The following is a 22,402-nucleotide window of genomic DNA, read 5'->3' as shown; positions in this document are numbered from 1 at the left end:
TCGTTAGTTGAAAACGTTATCACTGATGGTGTTTATTTTTCGGTAGTTACTGAAAGGGGGTATGTACTTTCGTCATTCAAAATCAATGAAAGGTTAGGAAATGTGAGAGAAGGCCAAGCACACGCCATTCTTAATGATACATTTCTGTTTGAATCATCTCGACTATATTCTGGAAGTCATTTACATCAGAAGATTAAATCTTTAAAAAAGGAATGGTGAAATGAAAAGTAAGTTTGTGAATATTAGTTTAATTGTAGTTTTGTTACAATCTATTTTTGCCCCTGCGATTTATGGACAAGGACTAGAGACGTCAAATGATATGGTGTCGTCTACATTGGATAATAAAGTAGATTATTCAGGTGAAAGGCAACTTAATTTTAATAAAGATTGGCGATTTAAAAGAGAAACCGAAGGAAGTATTCAAGGGGCTCAAAATCCTGACTTTGATGATTCTTCTTGGCGTCAATTAAACCTACCACATGATTGGAGTATTGAATTAGATTTTAATCCAAACTCTAAAGCTACACATGAAGGTGGATTTTTAGATGGTGGAATTGGTTGGTATCGTAAAACGTTTACCCTTCCTTCATCTATGGAAGGAAAGCAGATTTCAATTGATTTTGATGGTGTTTATATGGATAGTACAACCTACTTGAATGGCGAAGTAGTAGGAAATTATCCATATGGATATAATGCTTTCTCTTATGATATCACTGATCTACTACATACTGATGGCAGGGAAAATGTGCTGGTAGTTAAAGTGAAAAATATTCAACCTAGTAGTCGATGGTATTCAGGTAGTGGTATTTATAGAAATGTACATCTTACCGTAACAGAACCGATTCATGTTGCAAGGTACGGCACATTTGTTACAACACCAGATTTAGAAACAGCTTACAAACAGGGAAAAGCAAATGTGAATATTGAGACAGAAATAAACAATGAAACGGCTGATAATGCAGAAGTTACAGTAAAATCAACTATTTATGATAAAGATGGAACCGAGGTTGCAACTGTTCAATCGGATCCGAAAACAATTGATGCCGGTGCAACGACACATTTCGAAGATAATACAACAATTAGCAACCCTGTCCTATGGGATATTGACAATCCATATAGATATCAACTTGTTACAGAGGTCATTAGTAATGAGCAAATTTTGGATACCTATAAAACTAAATTTGGGGTTAGATTTTTTGAATTTGATTCTGCTGAAGGTTTTTCTTTGAATGGGGAATATATGAAGTTAAAAGGTGCCTCTATGCACCATGATTTAGGTGCTCTAGGTGCCGCCACCAATGCACGTGCGGTTGAGCGTCAAATGCAGATCATGAAAGATATGGGAGTTAATGCAATTAGAGTAACTCATAATCCTGCTTCACCAGAACTTTTAGAAGCAGCTAATTTCTTAGGTCTACTTGTTGTGGAAGAGGCATTTGACACATGGAATCAATCAAAGAAAACATATGATTATGGTAGATTCTTCTCTGAATGGGCAGAGCATGATATTAAAGAAATGGTTGACAGAGGAAAGAATGAGCCATCTATTATTATGTGGTCAATTGGTAATGAAATCTATGATTCTACAAGTGATAGAGGGGTACAAACTGCAAAGGATTTAGTTCGTTGGGTAAAGGAGATTGATACAACAAGACCAACAACAATTGGTGAGGATAAAACAAGAGGAGATAAAGTTAACCCTACACCAGTTAATGAAAATATTAAGGAAATATTTAATATAGTTGATGTAGTTGGTTTGAATTACAGTGAAAACAATTATGCTCCTTATCATGAACAATATCCAGAATGGAAACTGTACGGTTCTGAGACTTCTTCGGCAACACGTTCAAGAGGAATTTACACACATCCATACGAATATAATTCTAGTACAAAGTATGCTGACTTACAGCAATCTTCCTATGACAATGATTATGTAGGATGGGGAAGAACAGCTGAGGATGCTTGGGTAAGAGATAGAGATTTAAAACACATTGCTGGACAATTTATCTGGACAGGCTTTGACTATATAGGTGAGCCTACACCGTATTATAATACGTATCCGGCTAAGAGTTCTTATTTTGGTGCAGTGGATACAGCCGGTTTCCCTAAAGATATTTTTTATTATTATCAAAGTCAATGGACAGAAGAACCTATGGTACATTTATTACCACATTGGAACTGGGAGAAAGGTGAAACAGTTAGAGTTCTGGCGTATACCAATGCTCACAGTGTAGAATTGTTTTTAAACGGTAAATCAATAGGAGAACGATCCTATGAAACAAAAACGACGTCATGGGGTTCAACATACAAAGAGACCGCGGAAGGTGATACCTATTTAGAGTGGGCTGTACCATTTGAAGCAGGAGAATTAGAAGCGGTAGCAAAGGATGAAAATGGAAACGTTATTGCTCGTGATGAAGTAGTGACTGCTGGTGAACCTGCTGCAGTTAGATTAACTGCTGATAGACAAGTGATTGATGCAGATGGAAATGATTTATCCTTCATCACAGTGGATGTAGTTGATGATAAAGGAACAATTGTACCTAATGCCGAAAATTTAGTTCATTTTGATGTAAGCGGCAACGGGTCATTGGTTGGTGTAGATAATGGTAATGCTGCAAGTGTTGAAAGATATAAAGCTAACAAACGTAAAGCATTTAGTGGAAAAGCGTTAGCTATACTTCAATCAGATGAAAAGTCTGGTGAGATTGTATTAAATGCTTCAGCATCAGGGTTATCTGGAGACTCTATTCGAGTATTTACAGTAGCCAAGAATAAAGACGATGATAAAACGGTAGTCGGAGTAGACATGGTAAATGTAACGACTAATGTAGATGTTGCACCTGAATTACCTTCTACCATTTCGGTTTATTACAGTGATTCTTCCGTTGATACAAGAAATGTTACATGGGAAGATATTGACTCGTCTCTTTATAATGAAATAGGCAAGTTTACTGTAGAAGGAAACGTAGAAGGAATTTCGAAAAAAGCTAAAGCAGTTGTTACTGTTAAAGATGTGGTGGCGGTAAAACCATATTCAACAGCAACAAATGTTGGTGTTGAACCAGTACTACCTAATAAAGTTACTCTATTATATAGTGATGATACAACTAAAACAGTAAATGTTACATGGGATGAGATACCAAATGAAAGTTTAAATACAGAAGGTAAATTTGTTGTTGAAGGTAGCATTGCTGAAACTCCCCTTAAGGCAAAGGCACATGTTAGAGTAACAAGTGATGGAGAATTAGTAAATATAATGTTGCCTGAAAATGGGACAACTTATCCCAAACTTGAGGCAACCTATACAAGTTCAGGCGACGATGTAAATCAAATAAACGATGGTATTAAAAGTTATGATGATTCACCAAAGAATAGATGGTCAAGTTGGTCAAGGACTCCACGTGATCAAGGGGATGCTATTACAGTTGACTTTGGACAATCATATAATATTGATAATTTAGATTTGTTTGTTTTTACAGATCGAGCGACTGTTATTCCAAGTAGTGTCGATGTGCAATTTTGGGATGGGGCTGAATGGCAGGACGTGAAAAATCAGACAAATCCATCACCATATGTAGTGAAAAAAAACGAAATAAGATTTGATCCTGTTTCAACAGATAAACTTAAGTTTCATATGACACCATCCGAGAAGGATAATTTTGTTGCATTAACTGAAGTTGAGGTTTATGTGAATAAAATTCCTATGGGTGATACAGCAGAACTTAGTAATTTAACTGTTAATGGACAAGCATTATCTAATTTTGATCCGAAAAAGCATAATTATGAGTTAACTTTACCATATGGTAGTGACATTCCAGAGATAAACGCTGAAGGAGCAGACAACGCTACAGTTACGATACTACCTGTGTTTCATATGCCAGGTGTTGCTAAAGTTTATGTAACTTCAGAAAATGGTTTAGTTGATGCAGAATATGTTATTGAAGTAGAAACTGGAGAGCCTAAACTAGAATCTGTAGAAATTCAAGTAGACAAAACCGAAATAACAGAAGATGATCTGATTGATCTTCAAGTAACAGGTATGCTGGAAAGTGAAGAAGTTATTGATCTAACAAACTTAAACCCAACTTACCAATTTGATAAAGATATAATTAAGATTGAAGACAACAAACTTTATGCGCTTCAAGACGGAGAAGTAAGTGTTACTGCAACAATAGATTATAAAGGTGAGACAATTACTTCTTCTGCTTTAACGTTTAAGATTGCAAAGAATACTGCTGAAAAACACATTGAAAGTTTAGAACCAGTTACTGTTATCACTGAAAAAGGCAAATCTCCTACTTTGCCAAAAACAGTTAAAGCACAATATGATATTGGTCTTCCAAGAGAAGTAGAGGTAGACTGGCAAGCTGTTGAAGAGGACCAATACGCTAACTTAGGTTCATTTACTGTTTTCGGTAATGTCCAAGGAACAACTATTCAGGCAAGAGCTAAAATAGTTGTTAAAGGGGAAATAGCTGTTGAGAACGTTACTACAGCTATATTGAAAAATCAAATACCAGAGTTACCAGATAAAGTAACTGTGTATTTCAGCGATGGCACGGAAGAAAAGAAAGAAGTTTCGTGGGGAGATATTCCATCTAATAAGCTGAATGATGTTGGGGTGTTTGAACTAGAGGGTGCGATAAAAGGTACTAATCTAAAAGCAAAAGCCCAAATAAGCGTAACAGATGAAATTGAAAATGAAAAAAATATCAGTCGAGCAAAAAACGGTTATGAATATCCGAAAGCTGAAGCTTCATTTACAAACACAGGACCTGGATCAAGTGATAGAATTGAAGCAATTAATGATGATGTTATTTCTTATGAAGCACAGCCACATAACAGATGGACAAATTGGCAAAATGAAGCACGCTTAGGTGATTGGGTGTCTATAACTTTTGGTGATTATGCACCAGAAGAATATAACGTGGATAATGTAGAAATTCATTGGTTTAAAGACCACGGTACATCTTATCCAGAATCCTTGAATATTCAATATAAGTCAGGTGATAACTGGGTCGATGTAACTAACTTACAAAGTGATCCTACTTCACCAACGACAGGAGAAGCGAACACTTACACGTTTGATATGGTGAAAACTTCTGCTATAAGAGTAGACATGACAGCTCAAGATAATATGGGATTAGCAATTACAGAGTTAAAAATATTTTCTAAAACACCAAAAACTAGTAATAAAGTAAATGTTTCTGATATTGAATTAGATGGTGAAAGTATTCTTGATAAATTCAATAAAACGGATGAAACATATGAATATGATGTAGAGGTAAGCAGCTTGGCTGATTTACCGCAGGTCTCTGCAACTAGTGCAAATAACACTAGTGTTACTGTTGTTCCTAGTGTGACAGCTCCTGCTACAGCTAAAGTTATAGCAACATCGGAAGACGGTACAGATACGATAACATACAATATCCAATTTAATTTAGATACTTCTAAGTTAAAAACTACTGTTGCGGAAGCAAAAACCCGTCTGAATGATACGGTCGAAGGTACTAAACCAGGTCAGTACCCAACAGATGCACGCAATACTTTAGTAAATAAGATCAATTGGGCAGAAGCTGTGCTTGCTAATGATTTAGTAACGTTACAGGATGTAAGTAATGCAGTAGAAGAGATGAACAGTGCGATAGAAGCGTATAATGATTCTGAGATTCCAGAAAACGCTGAACCGGAAGTAGATGTAGCAGCATTAGAAGATCTAATCAAAACAGCTAAAGCAATATCAAATGCTGATAATGTATATACCGAGAATTCTTATCAGGCATTGCAAGAAGCAATAACTTTAGCAGAAACAACGTTGCCTAATATAGAAACAGAAGAAGCATTATCTGATGCAATGAATAAATTGCAAACAGCAATCGATGAGTTAAATGAGGTAACAGATTCAAAACCAGATACAGAAATTGATGTTACTGCATTAGAAAAATTGCTTAAACATGCCAAAGCAATTTCAAATGATAATGAAGTATACACAGTGTCTTCCTACGATGCATTAGTAAAAGCAATCAAAGATGCAGAAACAGCATTAGAAAATATTGAAACCGAAACAGCACTAGAAAAAGCAGTTAAAGCGTTACAAGCAGCAATCGATCGTTTAGTAGAGGAAGACACGGAAGAAGATACTTCAGGCGATGATTCATCTGACAATGAACAAGAATCAACTCCAGAGGATAATGCAGATTCTACTCAAGATGGTGATGAAAAATTACCGAATACAGCAACAGCAACTTATAATTGGATTGTTTTAGGATTATTGATTACAATCTTGGGAGCGATTATTGCATTGCGTTCAACAAGAAAAGTGAAAAGAGACTAAGAATTAAAGCAAATATAATACAGAAAATCAAGATGATACTATCCAACACATCGCTGGATAGTATCTTTTTTATATTATTTTATTTTTCACTTAAATTTATCCATGGATATATATAGCAAAAAAATAGATAAATAGAACAAAAAAGTTATTGTGAAAGCGTTTTAATAAAACTAAACTTATAGTCAAGGCAATGTTTTATAGAAAAAATTTCTAAACAAGTCATTCTTGTAATATGAAAGGAGATAATCATGAAAAAGAAAATAATGGTTATCACTAGTTTATCTGTGATTATAGTTGGGGTAATTCTTATTGTATTTATCATGAATGGAAATAAAAAGCTAGATTTAGTCATTGGTGATGAAAAGATACAAAAGGAAGAATTTCTTCAAGCAGTAAGCAAAGAAAAATATGGTGTTACACAACACTTTTATAAAAATTACGGAGCTGAGGTAGACAGCGATTTCTGGGAGCAACAATATGACGGTGAATTACCTTATAAGATGGTAACGGAAAATGCGATAGATTCACTTAAATATATACATGCTACGTACGGAATCGCTAAGGAAAAAGGTTATGTGGAGGCAATTAATTATAATGATTTAATACAAAGATTTGAGCAAGAAAATCAGATGAGAGCAGAAAAAATTAAAAATGGTGAGCCTGTTTATGGTCTAGCAGAATTTACGCTTGATTTATATCTTGAATATGAAATGGATGGCCTTCAGAAAATGTATACAAATGATTTGGATAATGAGGGGATGACCATTCCAGAAGAAGAGGCAAAGAGTTATTACCACGCAAATAAAGATAAAATGTTTGTTAAACATGATGATATCACCATTGAATTTATTAAGATATACTATGCCGCTCTAGAACTTGGACAAAGTGAGGTAGATATGTTGAAAAGTGATTTAATGAACCTTTCTAAAAATCTAACAGACAATAAAACCATTCAATCACTTTTACCAAACTATCCAAGCTTAGAGTCTTATTATAAAGACATAGAAATATTATCTGGGGAGGTGTCAGCGAGAGCAAAAGAAATGGGAGATGTTTTACAATTAGCTGAAGGTTTAGCAATTGGGAATTCAACGCAGGTGATAGATCAAAATGGTAGTTTATACTTGATTCGCTGTAAGGATAGAGTAGATTACGATTACACACCATATGACTTAGTAAGAGACAATGTCCTTAAAATATTGCGCGAAGAAAAGTATAACCAAATAGTAAAAGAGAAAGTAAAGCAACTAAATGTACAAGGAAATATGGATGAAATATATGCATTTACAAAAGAACAACTTAATCAATAGTAATAGTTAAATTATGATTTCAAATAATCACACCTGTAGTAACTAGAATAAGGAGGACAGATAGGATGAAAATGAAAAAAATAGTTGTCTGTTTTTTAACACTATTATTGTTTTTTTCGCAAGGGCATGTATTTGTATCTTCAAATATAACTCAAGCAGCAAACAACAATGGCAGAGATTATTACATTAGTAGTGTGAATGGAGATAATCAACATGATGCATCGACTCCTGAGACAGCATGGGAGACATTAGATAAGTTAAAAGAAATAACACTACAGCCAGGAGATCGAATTTTACTTGAATCTGGTTCCGTTTTTAATGGGTTTATCCATTTTAAAGATGTGCATGGAACTGTAGACAATCCAATAGTCTTAAGTAGTTACGGTGAGGGAGATAGACCAATCATTAATGGAAATGGTGAAGGTGTTTGGTATCAAGATTATGGCAAGCAGCTAGATAACCCTGGCCACAAATATAAAGGATACGTCTCATCTACTCTATTATTCTATGATTCAGACTTCATTGAAGTGAGTAATATAGAGATTACCAATCAATCTGATGATTGGGAGTATATGTTGTCTAAAGAAGAGCAACTAAATGATAGGATGGATCGTACAGGAGTAGCTGGCATTGCACAAAATGATGGAACGATGGAACATATTTATTTGGATAATTTATTCATTCATGATGTAGCTGGTAATTTGGAAAATAAACATATGAATAATGGCGGGATACAATTTAATGTTTTACAACCTGAAAATGAAGAAACCACTGGTATTGCAAGATATCAAGATATTAAGATTACGAATAACCATGTCAAAGATGTGCATAGAGCGGGAATCGTTGTAGGTTACACCTATCAATTTGATAAATTCACCAATGCTGAAATCAGTGATCAGAATGCTCAAAAGTATGGACATACAGATATCTTAATACAAGGAAATTATGTGCAAGATATCGGTAATGATGGGATTGTAGCAATGTATGCGTATCAACCATTGATTAAGAATAATGTAGCCGATACTACTGGAGCTGATCTAGATGATGGATACTCCGGTTATTGGCAGTCATTTAGTGCTGGAATTTGGCCATGGAAGACAAAAGATGCTGTATTCGAATATAATGAAGTATTTGATACGGTAGGTGAAGGGAATGGAGATGGACAAGCCTGGGATATTGACTACTCCGATGGCACGATTTATCAATATAATTACAGCCATAATAATGGTGGTGGCGCACTACTTGTTTGCTTGTACCAATCAATAAATGGAACATTCAGATACAATATTAGTCAGAATGATTTAAAATCTTTTATTACATTCCAAAGTAATCCTATGGCAAAAATATATAATAATATTTTCTATATTGATGGTGATCGTGCCACAAGGATACATCATCCAAGTGCTGGAAAAAGGACTGGAGAAGGTTATCTAGCAAATAATATTTTTTACAATGTTAGTACGAATAACCCTAATGATGAATGGAATCCAAATAATAACAAGCAATTCACTAACAATTTATATTTTGGTTATGAAACAACACCTAGTAATGATGAATATGCCATCACAGATGATCCTCAATTTTTAAATCCTGGTTCCGCACCAGAAACAACTGCTGGGGTTATTCATCCAATTGATGCTTTTGCTGGATATAAAGTTTCTGAGAATTCTCCTGTAGTCAATCAAGGAACGTATATCTCAAATAATACAACAGTAGACTATTTTAATAATCCGATAGGTTTGATTCCGGATATTGGTATTCATGAAGTGGATGGATCAGAAGAAAATGTTGAAAAGATTTTATCAGATGCGTACACGATTTTAGAAGATAAAATAGTTGATGTACCTGACAATACTACATTAGCTGAGTTTATAGGTAATATAAAAAAATCTACAAGTACATCTCTTCAAGTTAAAAATGGTGATACGTCATTAAACAATGAGGATGTAATCCAAGATGGTGATGTTTTAACTGCAACATTCTTTAATGGATCAGAGAAACATTATACGATTCATTTAAAGAAAAATTATACAGAATATGCCACAGATGGCGTGGTTGCAAGTGCAGGAAGTCAGCAATCCGGTGAAGGACCAGCTCTTGCTCTTGATGGGGATACATCCACAATATGGCATACTGCATGGTCCGGTACTAGTCAAGATAACATCTGGGTAAGTCTTGATTTACAGGAAGTTAAGCCAATTGCTATGTTAAGATATGTGCCTCGCCAATCAGGTGGAATAAATGGGATATTTACAAAGTACGCTGTTTTCGTAAAAGAAAATGAGACAGATGAGTGGAACAAAGTATCAACATATACTGATTCTTGGGAAGTAAATAATAAAACCAAGTATGCGTATTTTGATACAGTTCAAGCAAGATACATCAAATTACAAGCAATAGAGAGCGCAACACAGCAAGAACCAACGTTGTTTGGTAGTGCAGCTGAAATAAGAGTAGGATATGAAGACTCTTCTGAGGGGGTGGAATAATATGCTAAAACGAATAATAAATATTTTATTAATCATGCTTTTAGTCTTAACCAACTATGCACCTGTATTGGAAGTACATGCGGCGTCAGGGGAAGAGAGTGGTACAACATATTATGTTAGTACACTTAATGGACGTGATAGCAATGATGGTAAATCCGAGGACAGTGCTTTTTATAGCCTGAGGAAAATTAATGAATTGGAATTACAGCCAGGTGATAAGGTGCTTTTAGAAGCAGGTTCCGTTTTTAATGATGGTTATTTACACATTCAAGGAAGTGGAGCAGAGGGATCACCAATTGTTATAGACAAATATGGAGAAGGTGAAAATCCCCAAATACAAACAAATGGCCAAGGAATTTGGTATCAAAATTATGGTACTGTGTTGGATAATCCGGGTCATAAATATAAAGGGTATGTCTCTTCTTCTATCTTACTATACGATGTGGAATACATTGAGATTAACAACTTAGACATTTCAAATGCGTCAAATTTAGATGAAGGATACAGTGATTTAGATAAGATGAATCGTACGGGTGTTGCTGCAGTAGCCCAAAATAAAGGGACATTGAATCACATTTATTTAAACGATTTAAATATCCATGATGTTCATGGTAATGTTTATGATAAACATATGAATAACGGTGGGATTTACTTCACTATATTTAAGCCAACCAATGAAGCAGAAACAGGTATACCCAGATATAATGATGTTCGGATTGAGAACAATGTTGTTAAAAATACAAGTCGATGGGGAATTGCCGTAGGGTATACTGCATATTCCTCTCATTTTAAAGGTATTGGTGAACTTCCTGACGATCTCATGGAGAAATACGGATCAAGTAACGTTGTTATTCGAAACAACTATATCAAGGATCCTGGTGGGGACGCGATTACAACCATGTACCTTGATCGACCATTGGTAGAATATAATGTTTCAGATGGTGCTGCTAGGGAGATAAATGATGAAGTGTATTCGGAAACATCATTTGGTAAGGTTGCAGCAGGTATTTGGCCTTGGAAATCTAAAAATGCAGTTTTTCAATACAATGAAGCATTTGATACCAATTATAATCAAGATGGTCAAGCGTGGGATGCTGACTGGGGAGACGGTACAATTTATCAGTATAACTATAGTTATAACAATGCTGGTGGCGCAATAATGATTTGTTGTGGTAGAGATTATGTCGTCAACAGTGTTTTCCGTTATAATATTAGTCAAAATGATTTGAGTGGAGTATTGAACCTTCCTTCAAATGCATTAGCTCATTTTTACAACAACACTTTCTATATAAAAGAAGGAGTACCATTTATTCGGGATGGTATGACAGGTGGTATCGCCGTTGTTGAAAATAATATTATTTACAATGCGGGTGATCCAAAAGAAGAGAATTGGACGAAGAATTCGAATATAACATATAGTAATAATATTTACTATAATTATACGAACACACCTGAATCTGATGAATTTGCAATTACCGCAGATCCTCAATTGGTTGATCCAGGTTCCGCACCAACCGCTACAACAGGGAATGGTCCTGGTGTAACGCTAACACATGATAGATCAGCTTTTAGCGGGTATCAATTGAAAGACACTTCTCCAGCAATAAATAATGGGAAATATATTGCTAACAATGGTGGAGAAGATTTCTTCGGTTATGAAGTAACTGGAACACCAGATATCGGTGCTTATGAATCAGATGTTGTGTCGGTTAAAATTTATTCCGATAAATACACAATTGATGGTACAGATATCATAGGAATCGGAAATGATGTAACAGTTGAAGACTTCCTAAATGCCATTTCATATGACACAGCGTTAGAAGTTGAGGTATTAGATAAAGATGGGAATGTGATGGATTCAAATGACGTAGTAAAACCAGGATTTGCATTTAGGTTTTCTCACGGTGATACTGAAAAAACATATACCGTATTCACTAACTTTAATAATCAATTAATGAATTCTGTTTATATGGTTGATGAAGAAAGTAAAAAAATATTTGTTCCAATACTAGAAAATAACCCAACAGATGTAGAAGAATTCAAAAATGGCATCAGTGTCGACTCAGCAGCAGACGTAAAAGTATTTGATGGAAATAATGAGGTTACTGAAGGTGTCCTTTCTGACGGAATGTTGATGAAAATCACCGCACAAAATGGTAAGGAAAATACTTATACAATTACAGTTAAAAATCATTACCATTATGCATTTGATTTTGTCAATGGACAACAAGGAAATGTTTGGTATGCACAGAAGAAGGTAAATGGTGAGTACATTAATATGACATCATTTAGTTCACAGTATGCTACATGGGACGGAAAGAATTGGGCGGCAGTAGGACTTCAAGGTGGTATCAATGATCCAATCACGGAAGAAACACATGGTTTATTAGTTGATTCATTAACAAAATCTAATGATGAACAAGGTCACTCGATGGCTTATAATGTTCCTAAAACTGGGGTAATCAAACTGTCGTTAAAGGATGGAGAACCATATTTACGGATGGCACCAAATAGTGGTGGCGATGTAGTGCTTACTTTTACCTTAAATGGTGAACCAATTAGTGATTCTTATATTCTACCAAATGATGGTACACCAGCTGATGTTGAACCAATCGAAGTAGAAGTAGAAAAAGGAGATTTCTTAAGAATAGAATTGGTCAATGAAGGGTCGCCAACAAGCCCATCAGCTCATATTACTCCATTGATTGCCTATAAGGATGTCAATATGAGTCAACCAGAAGTAGATACTACTGAATTACAAAATTTAATTACAACAGCAGAAGCAATCACAAATGATGATGAAATATATACGAAAGCATCATTTGACGTCTTACAAACAGCAATTGCAGATGCGAAGGATGCATTAGAAGCGGTTGAAACGGAATCAGATGTAGATACAGCTGTAGATGCATTACAAGCAGCAATGGATCAATTAGAGGAAGTTGTTGTAGATCCAAATCCAAATCCAGACCCAGACCCAGACCCAGACCCAGACCCAGACCCAGAAGTGGATGTGACAGCATTAGAAGCATTGCTTAAAAAAGTAAAAGCTATCTCCAATGATGATGGCACATACACAAGTGATTCATATGAAGCATTACAGACAGCCATAGCAAAAGCGGATGCAGATATTGATACGATTGAAACAGAAGCAGAATTAGATACTGCAATTAATGCATTACAAGCAGCAATGGATGAACTGGAAAAGGCCGATGAGGATTCAGAAGGCAATGGTTCAGAGGATACCGATGAAGAACTTCCTAACACAGCAACACCAATGTATAATTGGATGCTTTTAGGTATTGCTTTAGTAATCATTGGTTTAGCTGCACTTTTTCCGGTAAGAAAATATAAAAATCTATCAAACTAAAAAATAAAGGACAAGGAGTTAACTCCTTGTCCTATCATTTGTCTGTAAAAGATTTTTACGAAATTCTGATGGGGATGTTGACTCATACTTTTTAAATACTTCTGAAAAATAAGATTGAGATGAGTACCCTATGACTGTAGCAATTTGTGAAATACTATAGTTCGTTGTTGATAAAAGCACTTTAGCTTCCTCAATACGACAATAGTTCAAATATTCGATAGGTGTACGTCCAATTTCATTTTTAAAAGTATGTGACAAATAAAATTTATTTAAATGAGTAAGTTTAGATAGTATATCTAATGTAATGTTTTCTTTGAAATGTTGGTAGATATACTGTTTTGCTTGGGCGATTTCTTTTCTTAATTTTGTCTGATTTTCTGCTTCTATTTTAAGTTTTAATTGTCGTTTTAACTTCATGATTAATGCACCTAATAAATAGTGACAAACATTCTCGTAATTTGTCAATTGCTCTTGTGCTTCATTATATATGGATTGAAAATAAAATTTTACATCATTTTGTTGATTAGATAATTTATGAAAACTAAAAGAATCACCGTCTTCAGATAAGTCTGTAAAGTTTAGCCCTTCAATTCCAATGATAATAAATTCAAGTGGATCTTTTGAAGAAGAAGCTTCCATATGCTCTACATTTGGATTAACAATGACAACATTATTCTCACTTACTTCAAACTGATGCTGATTTGTAGTAATGATTCCTTTTCCTTTAATAATATAAAATATTTCAGTAAATGGATGTGTATGCATGATACCTGCCCATTCCGGGCTATATTTTAACTTAGATGCAAATAAAAGAGTGAAATTATCTTGTTTGTTGGCCTCTATAATTGAATAGCGGTGCGTTGTCATTTAATAATTCCTCCCTAATGGAGTTAGTGCATAGTATATTTAAATTACCTTTGAATACCGTAGCATTTACACGTATCCGAATTTTTTAAAAAACATATAGGATAACGGTGTAATCATGCAGAATACAAAGCCTCTATAGATTAAGATAGCATGATTTAATATAAATAAAACAAGTTTAGTTCATTATAACAAAAAAGTTGTTAAAGATGACAAATATGTTAATGATATAAGATTAAAAATAGCATAGTCTGTACATATGTCTTTTATACCGTTCATTTAACTTAAATGATAATATATTGTCTAAATTTTTATTAGGAGGAAAGAAACAATGATTGATAAAGGTCGAGTTACATTACCTGCTGAAGAAGGCTTAGAAACTAAAATAGCTAATATTATTGATAGATGGGGAGCAGATGCGGTTCGTGATTCTGATGGTACCAAGCTTACTCCAGAAGTAAAACATATGGCGAGTAAAGTTTATTCTAAATATTTTTTTACTAGAGGAGATCAAGAATGGGCAAAAGCAAATCCGGATGAAAGACAGCACTTTTATTTAATGTCTGAACCGATAACAGCACATTCAGAAAAGGTACTTATTCCTATTATGAAAGGGTACTTTGATGAACAAGTTATTCCTGATACCGATCATGATATAAAAAAATGGTGGGAAGTAATTGATAGGACTACGGGTGAAGTAATACCAACTGAACACTGGACTTACAATGAAGAAACGAAAGAAGTAGCCATTTATCGGGTGAAAAAATGGCACATTTACACAGTGAATTTCTTAGCATATCAGCTATGGGATCCTGTACATTTGTATAATCATGTAACAAATCAATGGGATAGTGAACATCACATTCCTTATGATCCACGATATCCTAAGACACGAAAACATATATTAGACAACTTAAAAACATGGTTAGATGATCATGAAGATACAGATGTCGTAAGAATTACTACATTTTTTTATAATTTCACGCTAGTATTTAATGATGCTGCAGAACAAAAGTATGTTGATTGGTTTGGGTATGGCGCAACGGTTAGTCCACTTGCATTACAAGCATTTGAAAAAGAAAAGGGATATAAACTTCGTCCAGAAGATTTTGTTGATGAAGGTTATTATAACTCTCCATTTCGAACCCCTTCTAAACAATTTTTAGATTGGATTGATTTCCAGCAACGCTTCATTAGTGAACTTGCAAAAGAATGTGTAGATATTATACATGATTACGGTAAAGAAGCAATGATGTTTCTTGGTGATCATTGGGCCGGTACAGAACCTTATGGTAAATACTTCAAAGACATAGGGCTTGATGCTGTCGTTGGATCAGTAGGTGACGGTGTAACATTAAGGATGATTTCAGACATTCCCCATGTTACGTATACAGAAGGAAGGTTTTTGCCTTATTTCTTTCCAGATACCTTTAAAGAAGGCGGCGACCCAGTTGGTGAAGCAAACCAAAATTGGCTGCAAGCAAGAAGAGCTATTTTACAAAGCCCAATACAAAGAATGGGGTACGGGGGTTATTTAAGTCTAGCACTAAAGTTTCCTGATTTTGTAGATCGTGTAGAAGAGATAACAGATGAATTTAGAGAAATTCATTCCAATTCTAAAGGAACAAATGCTTACAAAGCTCCATTTAAGGTAGCCATTCTCAATAGTTGGGGAGGAATTAGAAAGTGGATGAGTCACCATGTACATCATGCGATTTGGTATAAACAATGTTATTCTTACTATGGAATCCTTGAAAGCCTAAGCGGTATGCCATTTGATGTAGACTTCATTAGTTTTGATGATATAAAAAAACATGGCATACCTGATGAAATTGGTGTCATTATCAATGCTGGTGATGCAAATACTGCTTGGAGTGGCGGCAAAGCTTGGGTAGATGAGGAAGTTGTATCTACTATAAAAGAGTGGGTATATAATGGTGGAGGATTCATTGGTGTTGGGGAGCCAACAGCATATCAAAGCCAAGGTAGATTCTTTCAATTGTCAGATGTTTTGGGAGTTCAAAAAGAAACTGGCTATAGTTTAAATACAAATAAATATAATACACTTTATGATAAAAATCATTTCATTTTAGAAGAACAACATACGCCAATTAATTTTGGAGAAGGAATGAAAAATGTATACCAAGCTAATTCAGAAGCTGTGGTACTTGATATGGATGATTCTGATGTAACATTAGCAGTTAATCAATTTGGATCAGGACGCTCTGTTTACATCGCAGGTTTACCTTTTAGTCCAGAAAATACACGATTACTACTAAGATCAATGTACTGGGTTGCTTCACAGGAGAATTTATTAAAAAAATGGTATACTTCAAATGTTCAAATAGAGTGTGTGGCTTTCCCAGAAGTAGGTTCATTTGTTGTAATTAATAATTCGTATGATACACAGCAAACGACTGTATGGAAGGATAATGGTTCAAAAGTTGATGTGACACTAGAACCTATGGGCTATAAGTGGTTTGAAATTTAAAACACAATATAGGTAAATGTATATATGTAAAAGGTGTTAGGGTCACTTTGATTCTATCACCTCTTTGTGAATTTAGGTTTTCAAGCTTAAAATGATAAAAAAAACGTATTTTTATTCTATAAACAGCAATATATTTAAAAAAAATAACAAGATGTTTATTGTGGAAGCGCTTAATTAGAGGTAATATATGAGTGTAAAGAAAAAAATTTTAGGAGGGGTCTTATTTTGAAACTTAAAAATTTTCTACTCACTATCGGGCTAATCGTTTTTTCACTAGTTTTAGCAGCTTGTGGGAATACGGACGATAATGAGGAAGCAGAAACACCAACAGATAATGGAGAAACAGAAACAGAAGAAGTAACACTAAAAGTTGCTGCATTAGAATCTGCATATGGTGCAGAAATGTGGGAAAAAATTAAAGAAGCATATGAAGAATTAAATGAAAATGTGACTGTTGAATTGACAGTTGAGAAGAATCTTGAAGAAGTAGTTCGTCCAAACTTACAAGCAGGTGAATATCCTGATGTGTTCTTATTAGCAACAGGTAGAGAAGAAGGTTTAACTGATACTCTAATTAAAGAAAATGGTTTAGAAGAAATTACTGATGTTTTTGGTATGACAGTTGCTGGGGAAGATGTAACAGTAGAAGAAAAACTACTTGATGGTTTTACTGATACACTAGCTACTAATCCATACGCTGATGGTAAAACTTACTTAGCTCCAATGTTCTATAGTCCAACTGGATTATTCTACGATGCAAATCTATTAGAAGAAAAAGGTTGGGACACACCAGCTACTTGGGATGAAATGTTTGCTTTAGGTGATAAAGCTAAAGATGAAGATATTTCATTATTCACTTACCCAGTTGCAGGTTATTTTGATTCATTAATTCCATCTTTAATGTATGCTGCGGGTGGACCTGATTTTTATAACTCAGCTATGACTTATGAAGATGGTATTTGGGAAACAGAAGAAGCAAAACAAGTATTAAAAACAATTGCTAACTTGGGTGATTACACACATCCAAATACAGTAGCGAATGCAAACCCTAACGACTTTACGAAAAACCAACAAATGATTTTAGACAATGAAGCACTATTCATGCCAAATGGTACATGGGTAGTAGGTGAAATGTCTGAAGCACCAAGAGCAGAAGGATTTGATTGGGGTATGATGCCAGCTCCAGCATTTAGTGAAGGTGGCGACCGTTATGCGTTTACTTTCTTTGAGCAAATGTGGATTCCAAAAGCTGCTGAAAACAAAGATGCTGCGAAAGAATTTCTTACTTTCATGTATTCTGATAAAGCCGCTTCTATTTTCTTAGAAGCTGGTGCGGTACAACCAATTAATGGTATTACAGATCAATTAGAAGGTAATAAAAAATTATTCTATAGCATTTATGATGAGCAAGGTGCGCTTCCTGCTATGGGTGGTTTTGCTTCAACAGAACCAGTACCTGGTGTGAATATGCACGATTCACTTTATAAATCTATTGATGGCGTAATATCTGGCCAAGTTTCTCTAGAAGAATGGCAATCAAATATTGAAGAAACTAGTGATAAGTTAAGAGATGCAATGAACTAAGCCGTTTGCGTCCTAAATGATGCATAATTATATAAGTAAAACGGTGAGTATTATACTCACCGTTTTATTTATTTTACAAAGAGGTGTAAGCTTTGAACAAAAAAGGGTCAAGAAACATATTTATTACGGTTTGTGTAGCACCAGCATTGATTTTACTCGCAACATTTATGATCACACCAACCATTGAAGTCTTTCGAATGTCCATGTATCGATGGGGAGGATTTTCGAACACAAGAGAATTTGTAGGTTTAGAAAACTTTAAAGTCTTATGGAATGATATGGATTTTATTCAATCCTTTCAGAATTCCATTCTATTAATTGTACTTGTGGCTATTATTACATTGATATTTGCTGTGTTCTTTGCAGCTGTTTTAACAAAAGAACAAGTAAAGGGAGGAAATTTCTTCCGAATCATTTTCTATATTCCTAATATTCTATCGATTGTTGTTATTGCAGGGATATTTTCCGCAATCTATGATCCAAAGAGTGGGTTATTAAATAGTATATTTGGCGTTTTAAGCTTAGATAGCTTTGAACAACTATGGTTAGGCGATCAGGAAATTGTTATTTACAGTATTGCAGGTGCCTTAGTGTGGCAAGCCATTGGTTATTACATGGTAATGTACATGTCGGGTATGGCAAGTATTCCAGCTAGTTATTATGAGGCTGCTTCGCTAGAAGGTGCGAACGGAATTACTCAATTCTTTAGCATTACGCTTCCATTAATTTGGAATAATATTCGAACCACTTTAACATTCTTTATTATTAGTACGATTAACTTAAGTTTTCTATTAGTAAAAGCAATGACAGGTGGCGGACCAAACGGATCCACTGAAGTTTTCCTATCATATATGTATGACCAAGCGTATACAAATTCCACATTTGGTTATGGTATGGCGATTGGCGTTGTCGTCTTTACCTTTTCATTTGCCCTCGCTGCCATCGTCAGCAGAATTACAAAACGCGATGTGCTAGAGTATTAAGGAGGTAAAAACAGAGATGAAAAAAACAAAAGGTCTAAGCACCGATACACTTTTTAGACTATTTAACTATGTAGCTTTAATCACATTGGCCGTTACCATTATTGTACCAGTAGCGTGGGTGTTTTTCGCTTCAATTAAACAGAACGCTGAGTTTTATGAGAATCCATGGTCTTTACCAGATGGCGTTTATATCCAGAACTTTGTCGAGGCATTTGTGGAAGCACAGATGGGGGAGTATCTTTTAAACTCTGTCATTGTAACCGCGTTATCATTAGGAATTCTACTAGTGGTAGCCTTACCGGCAGCGTATGTGTTGTCAAGATTTAGGTTTAGAGGAAGTAATGTTTTAAATTCAGTCGTAAAAGCAGGATTATTCATTAATGTAAGTTATATCGCGGTTCCAATCTTCTTAATGTTACTAGATTGGGATAGCGCCATTAAGATGATCATTGGCGATCCATTCTTTTTAAACAATCGATTTATTCTTGCGGTGATTTATGCATCAACGGCGTTACCGTTTACCATCTTTTTATTATCGAGTTATTTCCAAACGTTGCCTTCTGATTTTGAGGAAGCTGCAAGTATCGATGGGGCGGGCTATTTCCGTACGATGATCTCGGTTATGTTTCCGATGGCCAAGCCTAGTATCATTATTGTTATTTTATTCAACTTCTTATTATTCTGGAATGAATATATCTTAGCATTGACCTTAATGCCAGGGGATAATAAGACATTACCAGTTGGATTATTGAATTTGATGGCAGCAGAACGTGCCGCAGTTAACTATGGTCCGATGTATGCGGGAATGGTTATTGCCATGTTGCCAACGATTATCTTATATATCATTGTACAAAAAAGATTAACACAAGGAATGACTGTTGGAGGATTAAAGGGATAGTATCTAGAATTAGTTATAGTAAGTAAATAAAATTAGCTAAAAGGATTATTTTTAAAATTCTTGACAATAGTATACTGTGAAGTTAGTGTGTACGCATACAAATTTATTATTTTAATATCTAACAGACGTATAAGTAATGCCTATTTATTATTGTAAATAACCACCTTAAAATAATTTTGGATTCTAACCGAACTATTAGGGGGTAAATTGAGATGAAAGATAAAGTAATACGTATTATTAAAATCTTCTTCTTTCTCTTTTGCTTATTTTTAGTTATTTACGGGCAAAAAACAGTAGGAAGAGCGGAATTATTTATCCAATTATTTGGTTTATCAGGACTTTTATTCTTACTATGGAATTACAACAGAAAATTCATTTGAGTATTTAGTAAGGATGCAATTATATTATTCTTTTAATTGATAATAGTTTAAATTTTATGTTTGAAAGGTGAGACAATGAAACCTAATATTATGTTATTGATGGTTGACCAGATGCGTTATGATTGTTTAAGTATGCTTAACCACCCTGTTATTGAAACGCCTAACCTAGACGAGCTTGCTCAAAAAGGGGTTGTTTTCTCAAATGCTTATTCAGCAACACCTACTTGTGTTCCAGCAAGAGCAGCCGTGCTAACAGGGATGAGTCAGGAATCACATGGAAGAGTGGGATATGAAGATAGGATTCCTTGGAATTATGAGCATACTTTACCAGGAGAATTAGCTAAAGCAGGATATCATACGCAATGCGTAGGTAAAATGCATGTATATCCAACTAGAAAGTTAATGGGCTTTCATAACATTACATTGCATGATGGCTATATGCATTATAATCGATTTAAAAATGAAGTGAAAACAACAGAGACATTTGAATATTGCGATGATTATTTAAATTGGTTTAGAGATAAAAAGGGTTATGAATATGATATTACAGATTTGGGCCTAGATTGTAATTCCTCCACAATGGCAAGACCATGGGAATTGGAAGAAAAGTATCACCCAACAAATTGGACTGTTCAACAATCGATTGATTTTTTAAGGAAGCGTGACCCTTCAAAACCGTTCTTCTTAAAGACATCCTTTGTGCGTCCTCACCCACCATTTGATCCACCGAAGTTCTTCTTTGATCAATATTTGAATAGTGATATTGATGATCCATATATTGGAGAGTGGGCAAATACAGAGGATCCGACAAACGATGGGTTAATGCCAACAGCTAAAAAAGGCAATGTCCCTAGCTCTCGTTTGAGAAGAGCTAGAGCTGCTTATTATGCATTAATTAGTCATATTGATTATGAGATAGGTAGATTGATCAATGCAATGCAGGAATATGGTGTGTTAGATAATACGATTATCTTATTTACCTCTGATCATGGAGAATTGCTAGGCGATCATAATCGCTTTGCTAAAGCACTTCCATATGAAGGTAGTGCACATGTTCCGTTTATCTTAAATGACCCAGGCAATTTATTAGGATTTAAGCAGGGTAGTACTGTTGACCAAGTGGTAGAACTAAGAGATATTATGCCAACACTACTTGATATAGCTGGTGCAGATATTCCTAAAAGTGTAGATGGAAAAAGTTTAATACCAATATTAAATGACCAACCTTCTACATTACGTGAGTTTTTGCATGGAGAACACGCTTATGGGATAGATTCTTACCATTATGTCACGAATGGAAAAGAAAAATATATTTGGTTTTCACAAACTGGTAATGAACAATACTTTAATCTTGAAGAGGATCCTTATGAATTAAAAAATGAGATTGATAATCTGAGATATGAAAGTCGAATTAATGTATTAAGGCAATTTCTAATTAAACAATTAACAGGACGTGAAGAAGGATATACGGACGGAAAACAACTCATTGTTGGAAAACAGCCGAAGACATGTCTCAATCATATCTTGTAAAACAATAACTTAAACTAATGAAATAACTAGGTGTTTTTTTAAACACCTAGTTGACATTAGTGTTCTTCCTCATTGATATTACTATGATTTATAAAAAATGCTAGATATCAAATTAAAACCACATACATATATTTATTATAAAATCACCAAGAGATGTATAAGTAGA

The 22,402-nt window shown here is 34.7% G+C and carries 11 protein-coding genes; 10 read left to right on the top strand and 1 reads right to left on the bottom strand.

Annotation, left to right across the window (positions count from 1 at the left end; translation table 11 throughout):
- Positions 1–220 precede the first annotated feature (220 nt).
- The 4 genes from BN1058_RS07465 to BN1058_RS07450 all read left to right on the top strand — a co-directional run bounded on the left by BN1058_RS07465 (position 221) and on the right by BN1058_RS07450 (position 13,506).
- Positions 221–6,337: an Ig-like domain-containing protein gene (locus BN1058_RS07465; protein ID WP_090855079.1), complete on the top strand. Its 6,117-nt coding sequence runs from the start codon at positions 221–223 to the stop codon at positions 6,335–6,337.
- A 248-nt stretch (positions 6,338–6,585) separates the two neighbouring features.
- On the top strand, positions 6,586–7,647 hold the full coding sequence (locus tag BN1058_RS07460) for a hypothetical protein (RefSeq protein ID WP_090855076.1): 1,062 nt from the start codon (positions 6,586–6,588) through the stop codon (positions 7,645–7,647).
- A gap of 65 nt (positions 7,648–7,712) precedes the next feature.
- Positions 7,713–10,136, top strand: coding sequence for a discoidin domain-containing protein (locus BN1058_RS07455; RefSeq protein ID WP_090855073.1), 2,424 nt, complete (start codon positions 7,713–7,715; stop codon positions 10,134–10,136).
- Between the two features lies 1 nt (position 10,137).
- On the top strand, positions 10,138–13,506 hold the full coding sequence (locus BN1058_RS07450) for a hypothetical protein (RefSeq protein WP_090855070.1): 3,369 nt from the start codon (positions 10,138–10,140) through the stop codon (positions 13,504–13,506).
- A gap of 18 nt (positions 13,507–13,524) precedes the next feature.
- Here the strand turns inward: BN1058_RS07450 and BN1058_RS07445 are convergent, their stop codons facing one another.
- The gene (locus BN1058_RS07445; RefSeq protein ID WP_090855067.1) at positions 13,525–14,373 is read right to left on the bottom strand and encodes a helix-turn-helix transcriptional regulator; all 849 of its coding nucleotides are present in this window, start codon (positions 14,371–14,373) and stop codon (positions 13,525–13,527) included.
- A gap of 328 nt (positions 14,374–14,701) precedes the next feature.
- Between BN1058_RS07445 and gnpA the strand changes: the two genes are divergently transcribed.
- The 6 genes from gnpA (at position 14,702) to BN1058_RS07420 (ending at position 22,236) form a co-directional block, all read left to right on the top strand.
- The gene (gene gnpA, locus BN1058_RS07440) at positions 14,702–16,861 is read left to right on the top strand and encodes a 1,3-beta-galactosyl-N-acetylhexosamine phosphorylase (protein WP_090855064.1); all 2,160 of its coding nucleotides are present in this window, start codon (positions 14,702–14,704) and stop codon (positions 16,859–16,861) included.
- Between the two features lie 225 nt (positions 16,862–17,086).
- Entirely contained in the window at positions 17,087–18,445 is a 1,359-nt protein-coding gene (locus tag BN1058_RS07435) for a carbohydrate ABC transporter substrate-binding protein (protein WP_090855061.1), read from the top strand.
- Between the two features lie 92 nt (positions 18,446–18,537).
- Complete coding sequence (locus BN1058_RS07430) at positions 18,538–19,428, top strand: carbohydrate ABC transporter permease (protein WP_090854795.1); 891 nt, start codon at positions 18,538–18,540, stop codon at positions 19,426–19,428.
- 16 nt (positions 19,429–19,444) lie between these two features.
- Entirely contained in the window at positions 19,445–20,326 is an 882-nt protein-coding gene (locus tag BN1058_RS07425) for a carbohydrate ABC transporter permease (RefSeq protein WP_090854792.1), read from the top strand.
- A gap of 212 nt (positions 20,327–20,538) precedes the next feature.
- The gene (locus BN1058_RS14305) at positions 20,539–20,706 is read left to right on the top strand and encodes a DUF6903 family protein (RefSeq protein ID WP_176694461.1); all 168 of its coding nucleotides are present in this window, start codon (positions 20,539–20,541) and stop codon (positions 20,704–20,706) included.
- Between the two features lie 75 nt (positions 20,707–20,781).
- A complete protein-coding gene (locus BN1058_RS07420) occupies positions 20,782–22,236 on the top strand; it encodes an arylsulfatase (protein WP_090855057.1) in 1,455 nt (484 codons plus the stop codon).
- The last annotated feature ends 166 nt before the right edge of the window (positions 22,237–22,402 follow it).

The organism is Paraliobacillus sp. PM-2 (genome assembly GCF_001368815.1).
In the GTDB taxonomy this organism is placed as follows: domain Bacteria; phylum Bacillota; class Bacilli; order Bacillales; family Amphibacillaceae; genus Paraliobacillus.
The sequence above is the reverse complement of the archived record's forward strand: the minus strand, read 5'-3'. Positions and strand labels throughout refer to the sequence as shown.

What these genes read in the sequence shown, in the direction of transcription:
- BN1058_RS07450 (WP_090855070.1), top strand. Translation starts at nt 10,138, where the DNA reads ATGCTAAAACGAATAATAAATATTTTATTAATCATGCTTTTAGTCTTA.
- BN1058_RS07445 (WP_090855067.1), bottom strand. Translation starts at nt 14,373, where the DNA reads ATGACAACGCACCGCTATTCAATTATAGAGGCCAACAAACAAGATAAT.
- BN1058_RS07425 (WP_090854792.1), top strand. Translation starts at nt 19,445, where the DNA reads ATGAAAAAAACAAAAGGTCTAAGCACCGATACACTTTTTAGACTATTT.
- BN1058_RS07460 (WP_090855076.1), top strand. Translation starts at nt 6,586, where the DNA reads ATGAAAAAGAAAATAATGGTTATCACTAGTTTATCTGTGATTATAGTT.
- BN1058_RS07455 (WP_090855073.1), top strand. Translation starts at nt 7,713, where the DNA reads ATGAAAATGAAAAAAATAGTTGTCTGTTTTTTAACACTATTATTGTTT.
- BN1058_RS07465 (WP_090855079.1), top strand. Translation starts at nt 221, where the DNA reads ATGAAAAGTAAGTTTGTGAATATTAGTTTAATTGTAGTTTTGTTACAA.
- BN1058_RS14305 (WP_176694461.1), top strand. Translation starts at nt 20,539, where the DNA reads ATGAAAGATAAAGTAATACGTATTATTAAAATCTTCTTCTTTCTCTTT.
- BN1058_RS07420 (WP_090855057.1), top strand. Translation starts at nt 20,782, where the DNA reads ATGAAACCTAATATTATGTTATTGATGGTTGACCAGATGCGTTATGAT.
- gnpA (WP_090855064.1), top strand. Translation starts at nt 14,702, where the DNA reads ATGATTGATAAAGGTCGAGTTACATTACCTGCTGAAGAAGGCTTAGAA.